This is a genomic window from Mesorhizobium sp. DxT (assembly GCF_058448885.1).
In genome coordinates this window covers 326,871-345,787 of sequence record NZ_JBZFLJ010000001.1, presented here as the reverse complement: position 1 = coordinate 345,787, position 18,917 = coordinate 326,871, and the positions used below count along the sequence as shown (strand labels likewise).

Below are 18,917 nucleotides of genomic sequence, written 5' to 3'. Positions count from 1 at the left end.
GAGATGTCCGGCAGGACAGAGGGGGGCAACGTAGAGTGCTGGCAGCAATCTTTCGCTCTGCGTCTTCAATTCGGCGTCTCATTCCTTCACGCCCCCCTCTGTCCTGCCGGACATCTCCCCCACAAGGGGGGAGATCGGCTATCACCGCCGCCTCATGAGCCTTCAGCTCGGAGCATTTGCCACTCCCGACGGCGTCCGCTTCTCCGTCTGGTCCGGTGCTGCCGAGCGCATCTGGGTGTCGATTTTCAATAACAGTGACCGCGAGACCGACCGGGTCGAACTGGCGCGTGGGGCTGAAGGCATATTCTCAGCGGAGATCGCCGGCCTCGGGGCTGGCGCCCGCTACGGCCTGCGCGCCGACGGGCCTTACAACCCCCAGCACGGCCTGTGGTTCGATCCCGACAAGCTGCTGGTCGATCCATACGCTTTGGAGATCGACCGGCCATTTGCCTACGATGCCAGGCTTGCAGCGCGGCGCGGGGAGGACGGCGATACCGCGCCGCTGATGCCCAAGGCACTGGTTCGCAAGCTGCCGCGGGTGGATGTCGAGCCGCCGCGTTTCAGGCCTGGCGGGTTGATCTACGAACTCAACGTACGTGGTTTCACAATGCGGCATCCGGCTGTGCCCGAGCATCTGCGGGGGACGATCGGTGCGCTCGCGCATCCTGCGGTCATCGAGCATCTCGTCGGGCTGGGTGTCGATGCCGTGGAGCTGATGCCGATCACCGCCTGGATGGACGAGCGCCATCTGCCGCCGCTCGGCCTGCGCAACGCATGGGGCTACAATCCCGTCAGCTTCATAGCGCTCGACCCCCGGCTTGCGCCCGGCGGCTGGGCGGAATTGCGGGAGACGGTGACGGCGTTGCACGAGGCCGGCATAGGCATGATCCTCGACCTCGTCTTCAATCACACGGCGGAGAGCGATGCGTTTGGCCCGACGCTTTCGCTGCGCGGCCTCGACGCGCGGGCCTATTACCGCCACGATCGCGACGGCCGGCTGGTCAACGACACCGGCACCGGCCATACGGTTGCCTGCGATCATCCGGCGGTGCAGCGCCTCGTGCTGGATTCGCTACGCGCCTTCGTGCACCACGCCGGGGTCGATGGCTTCCGGTTCGATCTGGCGCCGATCCTCGGCCGCGATGCGAACGGTTTTCGGGCCGATGCGCCGCTGCTGCGCGCGATGGTCGAAGACGAAATCCTCAAGGATCGCATCCTGATAGCCGAGCCGTGGGACATCGGACCGGGCGGTTATCAGCTCGGCAATTTTCAGCCGCCGTTTCTTGAGTGGAACGACCGTTTCCGCGACGATATGCGCCGCTTCTGGCGTGGCGATGCGGGCATGGTCGGCACGCTTGCGACGCGGCTTGCGGGATCGTTCGACGTGTTTTCGGGCAATGCGACACGCAGCGTCAACTTTCTGGCCGCCCATGACGGGATGACGCTGCGCGACCTCGTCTCCTACGAGCGCAAGCACAACCTCGCCAATGGGGAGGACAATCGCGACGGGCACGACGACAATCTGTCTTGGAACCACGGCGTCGAAGGCGAAACCGACGACGAGCAGGTTCTGGCGGCGCGCCGGCGCAACATGAAGGCGCTGCTTGCGAGTTTGTTCGTTTCGCGCGGGACGATCATGCTGACGGCAGGCGACGAGTTCGGGCGCACCCAGGGTGGCAACAACAATGCCTATGCACAGGACAACGCCATCACCTGGCTCGACTGGGAGGGGCGCGACGAAGAACTGGAGGCTTTCGTACGCGGGCTATCCGGCGTTCGCCGAAGGATTGCAGCCTTGCACGAGACGACGCGGCTGGATGATGGCGAGGTTCGCTGGCTGCGCGAAGACGGTGCGCCGATGACCGTCACGGACTGGGAAGATCCGGCGCGGCAGCACCTGACGATGGTGCTCGGCGGTCTGCGGGTCGAGATCGGCCCCGACGAGGTGAAATGGCATGAGATGGAGAGCGACGATGGCCGAGACTGACCGGGACTGGTGGCGCGGATGCTCGATCTACCAGATCTATCCGCGCTCGTTTCAGGATACGACGGGCGACGGCATCGGCGACCTGAAAGGCGTGGTGCGGCGATTGCATCATGCGGCCTCGCTCGGCGTCGACGCGGTCTGGCTATCGCCGTTCTTCAAGTCGCCGATGGCCGACATGGGCTACGACGTTTCAGATTATTGCGATGTGGACCCGCTGTTCGGCACGCTTGCCGACTTCGACGCGGTGGTCGAGGAAGCGCACCGGCTGGGGCTGAAGGTCATCATCGACCAGGTGCTGTCGCATTCGTCCGACCAGCACCCTTGGTTCGTCGAGAGCCGGTCGAGCCGCACGAACCCGAAATCCGACTGGTATGTCTGGGCGGACGCCAAGCCCGATGGCACGGCGCCGAACAACTGGCTTTCGGTTTTCGGCGGGCCGGCCTGGGAATGGGACGCGGTGCGACGGCAATATTACATGCACAATTTCCTTGCCTCCCAGCCGGACCTGAACTTCCACAATCCCGACGTCCAGGACGCGTTGCTGGATTCCGTGCGTTTCTGGCTGGATCGCGGCGTCGACGGTTTCCGCCTCGATACCGTCAATCACTATGTGCACGACGCGCTGCTGCGGGATAATCCGCCGTTGCCAGGGGCCAAGGGCAGCGACGTGCCGGAGGCCAACCCATACGGCTTTCAGGATCACCTCTACGACAAAACGCAGCCTGAAAACCTAGTGTTTCTGGCGCGGCTGCGGGCGCTCCTGGAAACCTACGACGCGCGCGCGTCAGTGGGCGAAGTTGGCGACGGGCATCGGTCGCTGCAGACGGTTGCCAGCTACACAAGCGGCCCCGAGCGGCTGCATATGTGCTACACGTTCGACCTGCTCAGCCCGGAATTCTCGGCCGCCTATGTTCGCGGCCATATCGAGGCGTTCGAGGAGGCGGCGCCCAAGGGCTGGGTGTGCTGGGCCTTTTCCAATCACGACGTGCCACGCCATGTCTCGCGCTGGCTGCGGCCGGGCGACGATGTCGACGCGATGGCGCGTTTCTCGATCGCGCTTCTTTGCTGCCTGCGCGGTTCGATCTGTATCTATCAGGGCGAGGAGCTGGGACTGACGGAAGCCGACCTTGCCTTCGAGGATTTGCGGGATCCCTACGGTATAAGGTTCTGGCCGGGCTACAAGGGCCGCGACGGATGCCGCACGCCGATGGTGTGGGAAGAGGAAGAAGCCAATGGCGGCTTTTCGAGCGGCAAGCCGTGGCTTCCGGTCCCGCAAGAGCATATCGCACGAGCCGTGGACATTCAGGACAAGACCGCCGGTTCGACCCTCAACCACTACCGGGCGATGCTGGGGATGCGGCGGGAAAGCGCAGCGCTGCGGCAAGGCAGCATCAGATTTGTCGACGGCCACGACAAGGACGTGCTTGCCTTCGAGCGCGAGGCGGAAGGCGAGCGGCTGCTCTGCGCCTTCAATTTCGGCACGGAGACGGTGCGGCTTGCCGATCCGGATGGCACCGAACTGGCTCCGCTTGGCTGGCAGGTGAAGCCTTTCTGACTACTGCACCAGGACGGCCCGGCCGCAATTCGCCCCATGGACGCGCACGTCCGCCTGGCCAAGCGCCAGGCCGAGCGTCGACAGGAGGTTGGCCAGAACAGCGTCGAGCGCAGGCGCGGCAGCGCCGATAGTCTGCCCGAGAAGGCCGGTGAGATTCGACGGCAGGCCGATGCCGAGACCGATGACATTGACGTCGAGCTGCAGGCTCGAAAAAAGCGACTTCGTCAGCGAACCGACGATCGCGTGCGTCGAAACCTGTTTGATCTTGCCGGACGCAATGTCCGACGCGGAGAATGCGAGCGTCTTGTAATCCATCTCGGCGATTTCTGCGTGAGCCTGTGCAGTGACATTCACCAGCGGCATCTGAACGAGACGCGCCGGGGAGCGCGGTGCCGGATTGGCGAAGTTCACGATCTTCGCCGGATCCACTTCCGCCAGATAGAGATTGGCGATCCCTGGGCGCGCTTCCACGGAGACCTTGACGCCAGCGGGTGAGCCGGACGGGCAGGTGACGCCTTTCAGCCGTGCCTCCGCGAACGCCAGTTCCAGGTAGAGCGGTATGCGGATCTTAGTCCCGAGCAAACCGCCCAGTCCGCCGATTTCGGCTACCAGCGACAGCCTGGTCTGCACGGTGCGCACGACGTCTCCGTTGCTGCCGATCCGCAGCCAGGGCGACTGTTGCGGCGGCTCGCCGATGGCAAGATCGACGGTGACGGCCAGCAGGCCGGGTACGTTTGCGCCGAGGTCGAGTGCGACCTGCTTGCCCTTGCCGGCTACGACGGTGCTGAGTGCCAGAAGCTCAAGTACCCCGACATCGGCGGCGATCTGCTCGATATTGGAGGCGAGGAGGTTGGCGTGGGACTGCCCGAGGTCGATAAGCCGCGAAAGCTGCAAGGTCGGTGCGCGGCCGCCAGATGCCTGGAACGCCAGCTTGCCGGCCGCCGATTTCGCACTGCCGCCCAGACCGGGTGTTTTTGAGAGAGACTTTGCAATCTGGCCAACTGTGACGGCCGCCTCAAGGGCTTGTTTGTAGCTGCCCGCACCAAGGTCGAGGTCTATCGCGAGCTGGTCGAGAAAGGATAGCAGGCTGACATCCGCATCCAGCAGCGCATTATAGTCCATCACCGATAGCGAGATGCTAGAGCCGGTCAGGCCACTCAGCAGCGCATTGACGATGCCGCCGTCGAGCGCGGCCAGGCGCGACCCGACGGAGAACGCGGCTTCTGCCTCGGTGCCCGCGGTAGCGGTAACCACGATCTCCGGCGGCGGAATGATCGCGCCGGCGAAATATCGCGAACCCGTCGTCCGATAGACGACCCTTGCTGCGTTGACCGGGCCGGCGCCGGCTGTGAAACGCTCCTGGGGTATGGGGCCGGTAGCGTTGTAATGGCCCGTTACCACCGAGACGTTTTCACCGGACGCTGCGTCCGTTGCGCCATTGTCTGCGAAGGTGACCATCGCGGCCTGCTCGGCCTTGCCCAGATTGGCGGCCGCGGTGATCGCGGCCAAGTCAACGAGTGCCTGGGCCTGACGCTTTTCGACATAAAGCGAGCCAGCGTCGACGGCAAATGCCGCAAGGGTGATCGCGACGGGCGCAAGGATGGCGGTCATCAACGCGAACTGGCCCGACGTGTCGCGCAGGACCCTCATTCCGCGGCGCAACCTGGATGACAACGAGCCCATCATATGCCTCCGATGCGAATGGTGGATCGACGCAGGATCGTGCGATGCGGCATTGCGAGGCGGTCGAACAGGCCCCAGATCGGCAGATTGCTGGCGTCGTAGCTTATGGTGACGTTGAACTGGCCGGGCACTGCGGGATTGTCGCCGACGGAGACCGACAGCTTGTCACCATCGATAAAGAGATAGCCGCTGGCGTTGCGCCCAATGAAGTCGGACGCCAGCGTCTGGCGCTCCGTGGCATCGATGCCGGCAATGGCCGCTCGTGCTGCGTCGGCAGACAATTGCTGCACGGAATGGCTGGCACCGAAATAGATGCCGTAAGCCGTCATGCCCATGATGAGAAAAATGTAGAGCGGGCTGAGGATCGCAAACTCGACCGCCGCCGTGGCCGACCGGTCGGTGCCGAACATGCGAAGTCGAGATGTGCGATATTGCCTGCTCATATCGGAAGAAGAGCACGCACGCGGTAGGGAAATGGTACAGCGCAGATGCAACCACTGGTAGATTTGAATTGCGTTATGCTTCCATAGAGCACCTGCCTCGCGCTGTTGATCCACTATATGGATCGCTGTCTCTGCGCACTATGCTTGCCGTAAAAGGCGTTCTGTGCAAATAAGCAGGATGTAGAGAATCTGTGGTCCATAATGTGGATCATAGATCGGATTTCGCCAGGATCGGTCGGGAGGAGCGATTACCGCGCAGAGGTAGTTGCCGGCTTTAGATCCAGGGTGTGTTTCGCGACCTGTGTTCGCGGATTCGACGGGGAGGAGGAGCCTGCATGGCGTCTGCCAACGAGGAAGCGCTAACGATAGAAACCCAGGCCGAGGTCGTGGGGGCAAGGCCTGGCTCGGCGCTCATGCGCCCGGTCGAAGCCGTGGCTGCGGTTCTTCTCGTCGTCATTGTCGGCTTGCTCCTGACGGGCGTCGTCGCGCGCTACGTGCTGCATACCCCGATCATCTGGGTCGACGAGGCCGCCTCGATCTCCTTCCTGTGGCTCGCGATGATGGGCGCGGCGATCGCGATCGACCGCAACGAGCATCTGCGACTCACCGTTTTCATCGGCATGTTCCCCGAACGACTGCGCGGCTTTGTCGACGCGCTGGCGCTGTTGATCGTGGTGGTAGTGCTCGGTGCGCTGATCCTGCCGGCGATCGAATATGTGCGCGAGGAATCGTTCATCACCTCCGCCGCGCTCAACATATCCGTCAGCTACCGCGTGTCGGCCATCGTGCTTGGCATCGTGCTCATGCTGATCGTGGCGATTGGCCATCTGCTGCGCGAATCGAGGCCAGTCGACATCGCGATGGCTGTGGTGACGCTTGCGGTGCTCGGCGGGCTTTTCTGGCTGGCGAAACCGGTCTTCCTGGGGCTCGGCCACGGCAACATTCTGATCTTCCTTGTCGGCGTGGCCGCGCTGTGCCTGGTGATGGGCGTGCCGATCGCCTTCTGCTTCGGCCTCGGCACCATCTCCTTCCTGACATTTTCCACGCATGTGCCGATGATCGTCATGATCGGCCGCATGGACGAGGGCATGTCGAGCCTGATCCTGCTTTCGGTGCCGATCTTCGTGCTGCTCGGCTGCATTCTCGACGCCACCGGCATGGGCAAGGCGATCGTGGAATTCATGGGCTCGCTGCTCGGGCACGTGAAGGCCGGCATGTCCTATGTGCTGCTGGGCTCGTTGTTCCTCGTCTCGGGTATCTCCGGCTCCAAGGTCTCTGACATGGCGACCGTGGCGCCGGCCCTGTTTCCCGAGATGAAGCGGCGTGGCCACAAGCCGAAGGAGATGATCGCGCTGCTGGCAACGGGTGCTGCCATGGCAGACACCGTGCCGCCGTCCATCGTGCTGATCGTGCTCGGTTCGGTGGCGGGCGTCTCCATCGCTGCGCTGTTTACCAGCGGTTTCGTCATCGCCATGGTGCTGCTGCTGGCGCTCGCCGTGCTGGCGCGCTGGAAGGCGCGCCATGAAAACATGGAGGGCGTAAAACGCGCGTCCTTCAAGGTGATACGCACCACCCTGTTGATCGCAGCACCCGCACTGCTTCTGCCCTTCATCATCCGTGGCGCGGTCGGCGGCGGTATCGCCACCGCCACCGAAGTCTCGACCATCGCAGTGCTCTATGCCTTCGTCATCGGCATCGTGCTCTATGGCGGCATCAAGCCTGCCAAGATCTATGCGATGCTGGTCGAAACTGCCGCAATGTCGGGGGCGATCCTGCTGATCCTCGGCACTGCCTCGGCGATGGCCTGGGCGCTGACGCAGACCGGATTCGCGTTCCAGCTCGCAACCGCGATGCAGGAACTGCCGGGGGGCTGGTTCTCGTTCATGCTGGTCACCATTGCCGTCTTCATGGTGCTTGGCTGTGTGCTGGAGGGACTGCCGGCGATCGTGCTTATGGCGCCGTTGATGTTCCCCATCGCCAAGCAGCTCGGCATTCACGACGTGCACTACGCGATGGTCGTCGTCACGGCGATGAACATCGGCCTGATGGCGCCGCCCATCGGCATCGGCTTCTACATCGCCTGCAAGATCGGCGACGTCTCGCCGGACGAGGCGATGGGCGCGATCTGGCCTTATCTGGGCGCCCTGCTCATCGGCCTGCTTCTCATCGCAGCCGTTCCGGCGCTGTCGATTTCGTATCTGTGATGCCCATCAAACATGCAACCAAGGAGGAAACCCGCATGAACGTCACCCGCAGAACACTGGTGCTGGGGGCGGCCGCGCTGCCGCTGGTCAGCACGATCCGCTACGCCGGCGCCCAGTCGGCCGAATTCAACTACAAATACGCCAACAACCTGCCGCTCTCGCACCCGATGAACGTGCGCGCGCAGGAGGCCATGGACAAGATCCGTGAGGAGACCAGCGGCCGCGTTGCGATCCAGATTTTCCCGAACAACCAGCTCGGCGCCGACACCGACATGCTCAGCCAGGTACGTTCGGGCGGCGTCGAGTTCTTCACGCTGTCGCCGCTTATCCTGTCGACACTCGTCGCCAATGCCTCGATCAGCGGCATCGGATTTGCCTTCCCGAGCTACGATGAGGTGTGGCCGGCGATGGACGGCGAGCTCGGCGCCTATGTACGCGGCGAGATCGAGAAGTCCAATCTCGTCGTTATGGACAAGATCTGGGACAACGGCTTCCGCCAGATCACTTCGTCGGTGGGGCCGGTTGCCACGGCCGAAGACCTCAAGGGCTTCAAGATCCGCGTGCCGGTCAGCCCGCTGTGGACCTCGATGTTTACCGCCTTCGAATCCGCACCCGCCAGCATCAACTTCGCCGAGGTCTATTCGGCGCTGCAGACCGGCATCGTCGACGGGCAGGAGAACCCGCTGGCGATCATTTCGACGGCCAAGCTCTACGAGGTGCAGAAGTATCTCTCCGTCACCAATCACATGTGGGACGGCTTCTGGTTCCTGGCCAACAAGCGCGCCTGGGAAGCGATGCCCGAGGACGTGCGCGAGATCGTGGCCCGCAACATCAACGAGGCAGCCGTCAAGGAGCGCGAGGATGTGGCCGCGCTCAATGCGACGCTGCGAGGCGAGCTGGAATCGAACGGCATGGCCATCAACGACGCCGAAGCTGCTTCCTTCCGCGAGAAGCTGAAGGAAGCCGGCTTCTACGCCGAGTGGAAGGGCAAATACGGCGACGATGCCTGGGCAATCCTTGAAAAGGCCGTGGGCGCCGATCTCGGCTAACGGCCTGAAACACGAATCTGCGGGCGGCCTCCGGGCCGCTCGCTAATGAAACTCCTATGCCTCCGGGGAAAGATCGGCGTGAGCCAGCGTCTCAAGGAAAAATGCGCAATCGTCTTCGGTGCCGGCTCGTCGGGCCCCGGCTGGGGCAACGGCAAGGCCGCGGCCGTCGCCTATGCGCGCGCCGGCGCTCGCGTCGCCTGTATCGACCTGAACGCGGACGCTGCTGAGGAGACGGCTGCGATCATCCGCGAAGAGGGCAACGAGGCGATCGCGATTGCGGCGGACGTGACGCAACTTGCCTCGGTCGAGGCCGCAGCCTCGGCGACCGTCGATGCGCTCGGCAGCATCGACATCCTGCACAACAATGTCGGCGTCACGCATATGGGCGGACCGGTCGAACTGGACGAAGCGGCGTTCCAGGCCGCGCTCGACCTCAATATCGGCCCCGTCTACCGAACCGCAAAAGCGGTGCTGCCGCACATGCTCGAACGCGGCGGCGGGGCGATCGTCAACATCTCGTCGCTCGCGGCGATCCGCTATGTCGGCTACCCTTATTTCGCCTATTACGCCACAAAGGCGGCGGTAAACCAGGCGACCGTGGCGCTGGCAATGCAATATGCGCGGCAAGGCATTCGCGCCAACTGCATCATGCCCGGCCTGATCGACACGCCGCTGATCTACAAACAGATCTCCAGCCAATACGAAACCACCAACGATATGGTGGCGGCGCGCAACGCCATGGTGCCGCTCGGCCATATGGGCACGGCCTGGGACGTTGCCGCAGCGGCTGTCTTCCTGGCCTCGGACGAAGCACGGTTCATCACCGGCGTCTGCCTGCCGGTGGATGGCGGGCAGAGCTGCGCGGCCGGCGGGGCGGTGTGACATGACGGTTGTGGTTTCGCCGATGGATCGCGACGCGACCGGTTCGCAAAGCGTCGATCGCGCGCTCGGCCTTCTGTCGACTGTCGGCAGGCACGCCGACCGTGGTGTTACGCTCACGGACCTCGTCGCAGAAACCGGTCTCAACAAACCGACCTGCCGCCGGCTGCTGCTAGCGCTGATGCGGGCGGGTTTCGTGGATCAGGATGCCGAGAGCCGCCGCTATTTTCCGGGCGAAGAGTCCTACGTGCTCGGCAGCCTCGCATCGCGCCGCTTCGGCCTTTTGCAGCTCTCCATGGAGAGCCTCCTGCGGCTTTCCCGGAAGACCGAGGATTCGTCTTTCCTGTCGGTGCGGCGCGACACCTATTCGGTATGCCTTTATCGCGAGGAGGGGACATATCCGGTGCGCACGCATGCGCTGCAGGCGGGTTTCGAACATCCGCTCGGCGTAGGTGCCGGTTCCCTGGCGATGCTTTCGGCGCTTCCCGACGACGAGGTCGAGGCCATGCTTGCGGCCAATTCCGACGTGCTCGCGCAGAAATATCCCATGCTGTCACAGGACCGCATTCGCGAAGACGTGGCGGCCACGCGGCGCAAGGGCTACGCGCTCAATCCGGGGCTGATCTTCGCAAACTCCTGGGGCATCGGCGTCGTGCTGCGAACGCCAGAGGGGCGGATTGCCGGCGCGCTGAGCGTGGCGGCAATCGACAGCCGCATGCAGGAGGCGCGCCAGGCGGAACTGGCCGGCTATCTGCTGCAGGAGGCGCGGCTGGTCGAAGGCAAATTGGCGCAGATGTTCGCAGCCAGGCACGCGAGCCGCGACAACGGCAGCATGAAGCCTCCCGAAAAAAGACTTTCAAGATGAATGCGGTTCTGACAGCGGAGCGAAAGACGTGACAGTGGACACGGGTGCGCGGATGACTCCGAGCTCGACGCGGGTGATGAACCTGTCACACTTCCTGACGCAGGCGGCGCGGCGGGACCCCGAGGGTATCGGCTTTGTCTGGGGAGAGCGAAGCTGGAGCTGGGCGCAGATGGAGGCGCGGGTCGATGCCATGGCCGCAGCGCTCGTCTCCGAATTCGGTGTGACCAAGGGCGACCGCATTCTGGTTCAATCCTCCAACTGCAACCAGATGTTCGAATCCATGTTCGCCTGCTTCCGCATCGGTGCGGTTTGGGTGCCGACCAACTATCGCCAGACGCCGGAGGATGTCGCCTATCTCGCTCAGGCGAGCGGCGCGCGCGGCATGATCTGCGGCGCGGCCTTTGCGGATCATGCGGCGGCCTGCCGGCAGGCTTCGCCGCATATCGGCTTCGTCATCTCGATCGGCGGCTCCACGTTCGGCGAGGACTACGACGCGATCGTCGCCCGGCATGAGGGCGCCAAGGTGCGTGGTGCTGCGGTCGACCGCGACGATCCATGCTGGTTCTTCTTCACGTCCGGCACGACCGGCCGGCCCAAGGCCGCTGTGCTGACGCATGGCCAGATGGCGTTCGTCATCACCAACCATCTGTGCGACCTGATGCCGGGCACCGGGCCGGACGACGCCTCCATCGTGGTTGCGCCGCTGTCGCATGGCGCGGGAGTGCACCAGCTCGTTCAGGTCGCACATGGCGTCAAGACGATCCTGCCTGCCTCGGAGAAGCTGGAAGTGGGCGCCGTCTGGTCTCTGATCGAGAAGTGGCGCGTGACCAATCTCTTCACTGTGCCGACGATCCTCAAGATGCTGATCGAGGACCCAGCCGTCGAAAAGGTTGACCATTCCTCGCTGCGCTACGTGATCTATGCGGGCGCGCCGATGTATCGTGAGGACCAGAAGCGGGCACTCGCCACGCTCGGGCCGGTGCTCGTGCAGTATTTCGGGCTGGGCGAAGTGACGGGCAATATCACCGTGCTGCCCCCGACGTTCCACACGCCGGATGATGGTCCGCATGCGCGCATCGGCACTTGCGGCTTCGAGCGCACTGGCATGCAGGTCGAAATCCAGAACGACGACGGAGACGATGTCGCGCCCGGCGAGACCGGCGAGATCTGCGTCGTCGGTCCGGCTGTCTTTGCCGGCTATTACGACAACCCCGAAGCCAACGCGAAGTCGTTCCGCAACGGATGGTTCCGCACCGGCGACCTTGGCCACATGGACCAGAACGGCTTCGTCTACATCACCGGCCGGGCGTCCGACATGTACATTTCCGGCGGCTCGAACATCTATCCGCGCGAGATCGAGGAAAAGATCCTGCAGCACCCTGCCATCAGCGAGGTGGCGGTGCTTGGCGTGCCGGACCCCGTCTGGGGCGAGGTCGGCGTCGCGGTCTGCGTGGCGCGGGAGGGGGTGGCCGCGGCCGACATCGACGTCAGGTCCTGGCTGGAAACGAAGATCGCGCGCTACAAGATGCCGAAGCGCTTCGTGTTCTGGTCGGAGATGCCGAAATCCGCCTACGGCAAGATCGCCAAGAAACTGATCCGCGAGGAGCTGGAACGGCGCGGCGAGCTCGGCGAGCGCGCGCAGGAGCCGGCGGCGTGAGCGGGGCCGTCGTCGTTACCGGCGGGGCGTCCGGCATCGGGCTCGCGACTGCCCGCCTGTTGAACGAACGCGGCTGGCACCCATGGCTGCTCGACCTGAACCGCGAGGCGCTCGATACGGCCTGCGACGCACTCGCCCTGCCACGCGAGCACGGTGTGGCGCTGAGCGTGACCGACGAGGACGCCGTCGAGGCAGCCATGGCGCGCATCGCCGCCGACGGGCCGCTGGCCGGCGTCGTGAACTGCGCGGGCATCGGCATGGACAAGCCGGCCGTCGAGACCAGCGTCGAGGACTTCCGGCGCATCGTCGACGTCAACCTGACCGGCACCTTCATCGTCTCGCGGGCGGCTGCCCGTATCTGGCTGGCCGGCGGGCAGGGCGGCTCGATCGTCAACATCACCTCGATCTCCGGCCTGATGGGCAACAAGGGGCGCAGCGCCTACGGATCGTCGAAGGGCGGGCAGAACCTTCTGACGCTGGTGATGGCGAACGAACTCGGGCCGAGCGGCATCCGGGTCAACGCTGTCGCGCCTGGGCCAATCGATACGCCGCTGGCGCGTGCCGTCCACACCGACGATGTTCGCCGCCAGTGGCACGAGCGGGTGCCGCTGCGCCGCTACGGTCAACCCGACGAGATCGCAACGGCGGTGGCGTTCCTGATTTCCGACGATGCGGCCTACGTCAACGGCCAGGTGCTGGCTGTCGACGGCGGCTTCGTCACCGCGGGGCTGGCCGGCTGATGGCCATGCGTTCGATCCGCCATCCCGGCCCGGTCGCGCCAGTACGGGAAAGGGTCGCTGCCGGCCGCGCCGTGCCGCTGGTCCTGCGCCTGCGGGCAGGGCAGAGTGTCAATATGGCGGTGACCGGCGCGCTGGCGCAGGCCGGCTACGCATCCGGCTATGCCGATCTCGATGAACTTGCGATCGAGCCGATGCACTACGTCATCCCGGCTGCTGCACCCGATACGTCGCATGCCGCCTGGTACAGCGACACACGTTCGCCGGCAGGCGTGGTCACCGTGGAGCGGGCGGGGGTGATCGCCGGCATCCGCGATGGCGACCCGTTCATCCACTGTCATGGTATCTGGCGAGACAGCGACCGCACTCGTTGGGCGGGGCATCTGCTGCCACATGAAGCGATCGTCGCAAGGGACACCGACGTGCGGGCCTGGGGCCTCGACGGCGCCGCCTTCGTGGCGAAAGACGACGCCGAAACCAACTTCAAGCTTTTCTCCGCCGAGGCGGCAGCCGACGATGGAGAATTATCTTCCAGGCAGCGAGCGCTGGCATGCACCATGCGACCCAATGGCGATATTTCGGCGGCTATCGAACGCGTCTGCCAAAGCCACGGCTTCATGAATGCGTCGGTTGTCGGTGTTGGCAGTCTCGTAGGCGTCGACTTTGCCGACGGTTCCCATGTCCCGTCCTACGCGACCGAAGTGATGGTGCGGCACGGGACGGTTGTCGAGGGGCGCTGCGAACTGGACGTCGCGCTGGTCGACATGAACGGCGACATCCACGAGGGATTGCTCGCGCACGGCAGCAATCCGATCTGCGTCACGTTCGAGCTGGTCATCGTCGAAGAATAGCACCGTGACCGGCACGCGGCCGGCCACGAGCAAATGCGACGCCTACATCTCCGGCGTGTGCTTGGTGATGAGCTCCTGGGCTTCCGTCACCATTGCTTCAGCGTCCAGCCCCTTGGCGCTCATCTCTGCGATCCAGGCGTCGATCAGCGGTGCGGCGGCATCCTTCCAGCGCTGGGTCTCGGCTTCATCGAGCGTGATGATGTTGTTGCCGAGGTCCTGGGCGATCTTGAGACCGCCGGCATCGCCCTCGTCCATCACGCGGCCGAACATCGCGGCCGTCTCGATGCCGGAGTTGGCGTCGATCACCGCCTTCAGGTCGTCGGGCAGCTTGTCGTAGGAAGCCTGGCTCATGGCGAAGACGAAGGTCTGCGTGTAGAGGCCATGCGAGCCGGAGAAGCCGGTGTGATTCTTGACCAGTTCCGAGACGCGTAGCGACGGTGTCACCTCCCAGGGGATTGTCGTCGCGTCGATGACGCCTTTCGACAATGCTTCGGACACCGCCGGAACGGGCATGCCCACCGGAGTGGCGCCCAACGCCTCGAGCATCTGGTTGATGACGCGCGAGCCGCCGCGAATCTTCAAGCCCTTCATGTCCTCGAGCTTGTTGACCGGGTTCTTGGAGTGAATGAGGCCCGGCCCGTGCGCGTGCCACGCAATCACCTTCATGCCGGCAAACTCGTCGACGCAGCGTTTTTCGCAATATTCATGAAACGCCTTGGATGTCGCCTCGCCGGTGGTCATGAAAAACGGCAGTTCGAACGTTTCCGTGGATGGGAAACGGCCAGGCGTATAACCGATGACGGTCCAGATCAGATCGACGACATTGTCGTTCACCTGGTCGACGAGCTGAGGCGGCGTGCCGCCGAGCGCCATCGCGTCGAACTGGTCGATCTGGATGCGACCGCCGGAATCGGCCATCACTTTCTCGCGCCAGGGCGTGAGCGCCTTGGCGGGAATCGTCGCCTGTGGCGGCAACATCTGGTGGAGGCGCAGCGTCACCTCCTGCGCATAGGATGCCGCGGTCATCGCCCCAAGGGCGGCTGCGGCTAGAAGCAGCGATTTCAGCTTACGCATGTCAGGTATCCTCCCAAAAGAACCGCTGATTGTTATATAATAGAACTTTTCGCGAGGAAAGCCCGCACCTGTTTCAATGCCTGGATCAGCCCGCAACCAGAACGAGGCCCGGCACCCGCTCGATCAGGTCCTTGTCCTTCATCACGAAATCGAGGTTGATCCGCGCCAGCCGCGCATGTTCGCGGGTCACCGCTTCAGCGCGCGAGCCCTCGCGCATCTCGATTGCCAGTGTGATCGCGCGGTGCTGCGCCTGGCCGACGCCGAGCGAGGCGCGGAAGGCTGGCACGCTGGTCTGGGCGTTGAGAAATGCGCTTGGGCCAGCAAAAGGCAGGTGCATGACCCGCTCGATCTCGCGCTGGACGATCCGGCTGCCCGACAGTGTGCCCAGCATCTCGTGAAACTCGGCATTGAGGGCAATATAGGCGTCGAGGTCCATCGTTTCGGGCGGCACGGCGACGACATCGTCAAGTTGCCGCACGAGGGCTTTGAAAATGGCGAGCTTTGCCGGCGATACGCCCCGCTCTGCGGCAAGGCGGGCGGCGGTGCCTTCCAGCACGCCCCGCAGTTCGATCGCGTCTATCACGTCGGCTTCGGTAAAGAGCCGCACGGAGTAGCCTCCCGATGGAATCGCATCGAGGATGCCTTCCTGCTCGAGGCGGGCGAGCGCGGCGCGCACGGGTGTCCGCGACAGGCCAAGCCGCTCGCTGACGCTGACTTCGGACATACGTTCGCCCGGCGGTATTGCCCCGGAGAAGACAAGATCGCGTACACCCAGAACCGCCTTGAGCGTCTGGGAAGAACCCTTTTCCTGGCGCGCTTCGCGGGCCATGGCATCATCCTTTCGTGTCGTATCGGCGTGTCCTTAGCACATCGCCGTGGGCTCCGTCGCGCCAGTACGTTCTGTATACAACAAGCTGTCAAGTGGATGGTGCTTGCGCCTGCTCCGTGCTAGCGAGCCTGCGTCCGAGTCGCACTTGCCGTTTTTTCGGAGGAGACGCCATGAACACTGTATCCAACGCCCCGTCGACCACGCTCAGGCCGCCTTTCCGCGCCGACCATGTCGGAAGCCTGCTCCGGCCACAATCGGTGAAGGATGCGCGCCGGCGTCATTACGACGAAAAGGCGATCGACGCCGAAGAACTCAAGGCGGTTGAAGACGAGGCGATCCGCGCCGTGGTGCGCATGCAGCAGAACGCCGGGCTGCCGGTCGTGACCGACGGCGAGATCAGGCGCTCCTTCTGGCATTACGATTTCATGGGCGAATTACAGGGGCTAGACCTCGAGGAACGCGACGAGGGCGTGCAGTTCCATGGTGTGAAGCTGCGTCCGATCTTCCCGACCATCACGGGAAAGCTCGACTTCCCCGACGATCACCCGATGCTGGAGCATTACCGCTTTCTGGCTGGCGCCACTGACGTGATGCCGAAGATCTCGATACCCGGTCCAAGCTGCTGCCATTTCCGGGTTGCCAAGTCCGACATCCATCCCAAGGAATATCAGGACGCCGAAGCGCTGTTCGCCGATCTTGCCGCCACCTATGCCAAGGCGGTGCGCGCCTTCTACGACGCCGGCTGCCGATACCTGCAGATGGACGACATCTTCTTCGCCTATCTGTGCGATCCCAAGCACCGCGCTGCGAAAGCAGAAGAAGGACAGGACCCGGACTGGCTGATCGACCGCTATGCATGGATGATGCACGAGGCGATCAAGGACCGGCCGGACGACATGGTGATCGGCATGCATATGTGCCGCGGCAACTTCGTGTCGACCTATGCGGCGGAGGGCGCCTACGACCCGGCCGCCGACGCGATTTTCAACAAGACGGGCGTCGACATCTACTTCATGGAGTATGACAGCGAGCGGGCCGGTGGGCTGGAGCCGCTGCGCCTGCTGCCCAAGGGCAAGAAGCGTGTGCTGCCGGGATTTATCACTACCAAGGTGGGCGATCTGGAGAACCTGGAAGACCTGAAGCGCAAGTTCGACGCGGCTTCGAAGTTCGCCGACATCGACCAGCTCGGCATCGCGCCGCAATGCGGTTTCGCTTCCACCGAGGAAGGTAACAAGATCACCGAGGACGACCAGAAGCGGAAGCTCGACCTGGTGGTGAAAACAGCCGAGACGATCTGGGGCGGCGTCGACCAGTAGAGGCGATCGCCGCGGCGTGATGCGCCGCGGCGGCCAGCCTACCAGCGCAGCGCGTAGCGACCGGCAAGTGCGCCCACACCCGCAAGGATGCCGATGGCGATGCTGTACCAGGCGGCCACGAAAAGCGGTGAATCGTCGGTGCAGTGCGCGGCGTAGAACATCGCCGCCACGCCGCCCGCTACCACGCCCGCCATGGCGCCGGTCAGAACGGGTCGCGTAGGCGCCCCCTTGCGCAGGGCCACGATCATGATCGCCAAGGGCCCCAGCCCGATCAGCGGGATGTAGGTGAGGCAAACCCAGAGATTGGTGCCGATCCATGACGAAACCCACGCCTCTCTCGGCAGCACCGACAGCTCGACCAGAACCGCGATCACCACGCCGATGGGGGCAGCAAGTGCTGCCCCCATCGGCGGCCGCGCGCCGGGGCGCGCCAGCGCCTGAACGAGCGGGATCGTGCTCGCGAGCAGGATCGCAACCAGCAGGAACTTGAGCGGGAAGCGGATCGTGGACAGCACCGCCTGAAAATCCGGCCGGGGGCCCAGCAGGACGCTGAAGACCAGCGCGGCGAGCATGAAGCCCGCCGTCACGCAAAGCAGCCATGTCCGGCCGATCGGCGCTTCCTTGCGTCCGGTGTCGGCGGCAATCGCCTTTATCAGATCGTCGGTGCGCATCAGCCGCCACCTCCAAATCTTTGCGCGATTGCGGCAAGGCCGCGGTGAAGCGCGACGCGCACGGCCGTTTCCTTCATGCCCAGGCGCGTAGCCGTCTCGGTGATCGACTTGCCTTCGAGGCTTATCGCGGAAACCACATCCCGCTGCCCGGAGGTCAGGCATTCCAGCGCGCGCTCGAGATCGCGTTCGCTGACCGTCCGTTGCTCCTCGCTGGCGAGCTGGTCGGAAAAGTCATCGATGTCGACGGAAACAGCGCGGCCGTGCCGGCGGAAGGCGTCCACTATCTTGTAGCGCGCAATTGCGTGCACCCACGGCCCCAGCGGGCTGTCGGCGCGCCATGTGTGGCGCTTGAGATGAATGGCCAGCAATGTTTCCTGCACGATATCCTCCGGGTCCAATCCCGACGATGATCCGACTCTTCTGCCGACAGTCGCTCTGACCAATCCAGCGATCTCGCGCAGGAAATTGGCGTAAGCCGCTTCGTCGCCATCCAGCGCGGCCCGCAACAATTCGGAAAGCCGTGCATCCATCTGAGGCGTCAATACGTGTCTCCAATTCGTGCGACGATGCCAACTTGTTACAGAGTACCGGGTCGAATTGTCGAATCCACTCTCTCAGTGCGGAAGACAAGCGTGTGTAGCGCACGCGAATTCACGAAGCGATCACGAAGCCGTGTCCCGGACAGTCGACTGTAACATGCTCGCTTCTCCATCGAATTGGTCTGCATGAAGCCACTCCCGGCTTCTGTCACGAAGCCAAGCAGGCTTCAGCCAACATGGAGGTATCCAGGACATGAACCGTCAGATTCTCTCGCTCGCACTTGCCAGCTCGCTTGCAACCGCTATGGGCGCCGCCGCTGTCTCGTCCGCTTCGGCCCAAGACAAGGAAAACATGGAGAAGTGCTACGGCGTCGCCATGGCCGGCCAGAACGACTGCGCTGCCGGGCCGGGCACGACGTGCGCCGGCACGTCCAAGGTCGACTACCAGGGCAATGCCTGGAAGCTGGTTCCGGCTGGCACGTGCGAAACGATGGAACTGCCCGAGAACCGCATGGGCAGCCTCGAAGCGCTTACCCGCGACATTCCCTCCTGAGACTGACAGCCGCCGGGGCGCCGAT

The 18,917-nt window shown here is 64.0% G+C and carries 17 protein-coding genes; 11 read left to right on the top strand and 6 right to left on the bottom strand.

Annotation, left to right across the window (positions count from 1 at the left end; all coding sequences use genetic code 11):
* Positions 1-154: 154 nt before the first annotated feature.
* Together glgX and bglA are read left to right on the top strand one after the other, a co-directional pair.
* Entirely contained in the window at positions 155-1,987 is a 1,833-nt protein-coding gene (gene glgX / locus ACVJNE_RS01650) for a glycogen debranching protein GlgX (protein WP_499562388.1), read from the top strand.
* Positions 1,974-3,542, top strand: a complete 1,569-nt coding sequence (bglA, locus tag ACVJNE_RS01645; protein WP_499562386.1) for a beta-galactosidase BglA — start codon at positions 1,974-1,976, stop codon at positions 3,540-3,542. Before glgX ends, bglA begins: the two co-directional genes overlap by 14 nt.
* On the opposite strand, the gene ACVJNE_RS01640 is transcribed toward bglA, so the two are convergent.
* Positions 3,543-5,192, bottom strand: coding sequence for a pilus assembly protein TadG-related protein (locus ACVJNE_RS01640; RefSeq protein ID WP_499562384.1), 1,650 nt, complete (start codon positions 5,190-5,192; stop codon positions 3,543-3,545).
* A 32-nt stretch (positions 5,193-5,224) separates the two neighbouring features.
* Positions 5,225-5,635 carry a TadE/TadG family type IV pilus assembly protein gene (locus ACVJNE_RS01635; RefSeq protein WP_244649084.1) on the bottom strand — a complete coding sequence of 137 codons (411 nt, stop codon included), beginning with the start codon at positions 5,633-5,635 and terminating at the stop codon, positions 5,225-5,227.
* Between the two features lie 368 nt (positions 5,636-6,003).
* On the opposite strand from ACVJNE_RS01635, the gene ACVJNE_RS01630 reads away from it, so the two are divergent.
* From ACVJNE_RS01630 to ACVJNE_RS01600, 7 genes are all read left to right on the top strand, one after another.
* Positions 6,004-7,872, top strand: coding sequence for a TRAP transporter large permease subunit (locus ACVJNE_RS01630; protein ID WP_499562382.1), 1,869 nt, complete (start codon positions 6,004-6,006; stop codon positions 7,870-7,872).
* Positions 7,873-7,907: 35 nt separating this feature from the next.
* Positions 7,908-8,921: a TRAP transporter substrate-binding protein gene (locus ACVJNE_RS01625; protein WP_173192785.1), complete on the top strand. Its 1,014-nt coding sequence runs from the start codon at positions 7,908-7,910 to the stop codon at positions 8,919-8,921.
* Positions 8,922-8,999: 78 nt separating this feature from the next.
* Positions 9,000-9,803 (top strand): SDR family NAD(P)-dependent oxidoreductase, encoded by an 804-nt coding sequence (locus ACVJNE_RS01620; RefSeq protein ID WP_499562380.1) that lies wholly within the window; start codon positions 9,000-9,002, stop codon positions 9,801-9,803.
* A gap of 1 nt (position 9,804) precedes the next feature.
* Positions 9,805-10,665 (top strand): IclR family transcriptional regulator, encoded by an 861-nt coding sequence (locus ACVJNE_RS01615; protein WP_499562379.1) that lies wholly within the window; start codon positions 9,805-9,807, stop codon positions 10,663-10,665.
* A 52-nt stretch (positions 10,666-10,717) separates the two neighbouring features.
* Positions 10,718-12,322: an acyl-CoA synthetase gene (locus ACVJNE_RS01610; protein ID WP_499563174.1), complete on the top strand. Its 1,605-nt coding sequence runs from the start codon at positions 10,718-10,720 to the stop codon at positions 12,320-12,322.
* Positions 12,319-13,062 (top strand): SDR family NAD(P)-dependent oxidoreductase, encoded by a 744-nt coding sequence (locus ACVJNE_RS01605; RefSeq protein WP_499562377.1) that lies wholly within the window; start codon positions 12,319-12,321, stop codon positions 13,060-13,062. Before ACVJNE_RS01610 ends, ACVJNE_RS01605 begins: the two co-directional genes overlap by 4 nt.
* Positions 13,062-13,910, top strand: coding sequence for a PCC domain-containing protein (locus ACVJNE_RS01600; RefSeq protein WP_499562375.1), 849 nt, complete (start codon positions 13,062-13,064; stop codon positions 13,908-13,910). The genes ACVJNE_RS01605 and ACVJNE_RS01600 overlap by 1 nt, the downstream gene beginning before the upstream one ends.
* A 42-nt stretch (positions 13,911-13,952) precedes the next feature.
* On the opposite strand, the gene ACVJNE_RS01595 is transcribed toward ACVJNE_RS01600, so the two are convergent.
* Positions 13,953-14,984, bottom strand: a complete 1,032-nt coding sequence (locus ACVJNE_RS01595) for a TRAP transporter substrate-binding protein (protein ID WP_173192782.1) — start codon at positions 14,982-14,984, stop codon at positions 13,953-13,955.
* A gap of 85 nt (positions 14,985-15,069) precedes the next feature.
* Positions 15,070-15,813, bottom strand: a complete 744-nt coding sequence (locus ACVJNE_RS01590; protein WP_368804076.1) for a GntR family transcriptional regulator — start codon at positions 15,811-15,813, stop codon at positions 15,070-15,072.
* 170 nt (positions 15,814-15,983) lie between these two features.
* Here ACVJNE_RS01590 and ACVJNE_RS01585 point away from each other — a divergent pair, with 170 nt between their 5' ends.
* The gene (locus tag ACVJNE_RS01585) at positions 15,984-17,129 is read left to right on the top strand and encodes a 5-methyltetrahydropteroyltriglutamate--homocysteine S-methyltransferase (protein ID WP_499562373.1); all 1,146 of its coding nucleotides are present in this window, start codon (positions 15,984-15,986) and stop codon (positions 17,127-17,129) included.
* Positions 17,130-17,167: 38 nt separating this feature from the next.
* Here ACVJNE_RS01585 and ACVJNE_RS01580 read toward each other — a convergent pair whose 3' ends face one another.
* Both ACVJNE_RS01580 and ACVJNE_RS01575 read right to left on the bottom strand, forming a co-directional pair.
* Positions 17,168-17,800 carry an NrsF family protein gene (locus ACVJNE_RS01580; RefSeq protein ID WP_499562371.1) on the bottom strand — a complete coding sequence of 211 codons (633 nt, stop codon included), beginning with the start codon at positions 17,798-17,800 and terminating at the stop codon, positions 17,168-17,170.
* Positions 17,800-18,342, bottom strand: coding sequence for a sigma-70 family RNA polymerase sigma factor (locus ACVJNE_RS01575; protein ID WP_499562369.1), 543 nt, complete (start codon positions 18,340-18,342; stop codon positions 17,800-17,802). The genes ACVJNE_RS01580 and ACVJNE_RS01575 overlap by 1 nt, the downstream gene beginning before the upstream one ends.
* Before the next feature lie 250 nt (positions 18,343-18,592).
* Here ACVJNE_RS01575 and ACVJNE_RS01570 point away from each other — a divergent pair, with 250 nt between their 5' ends.
* Entirely contained in the window at positions 18,593-18,892 is a 300-nt protein-coding gene (locus tag ACVJNE_RS01570; protein WP_173192776.1) for a BufA1 family periplasmic bufferin-type metallophore, read from the top strand.
* Positions 18,893-18,917: the final 25 nt, after the last annotated feature.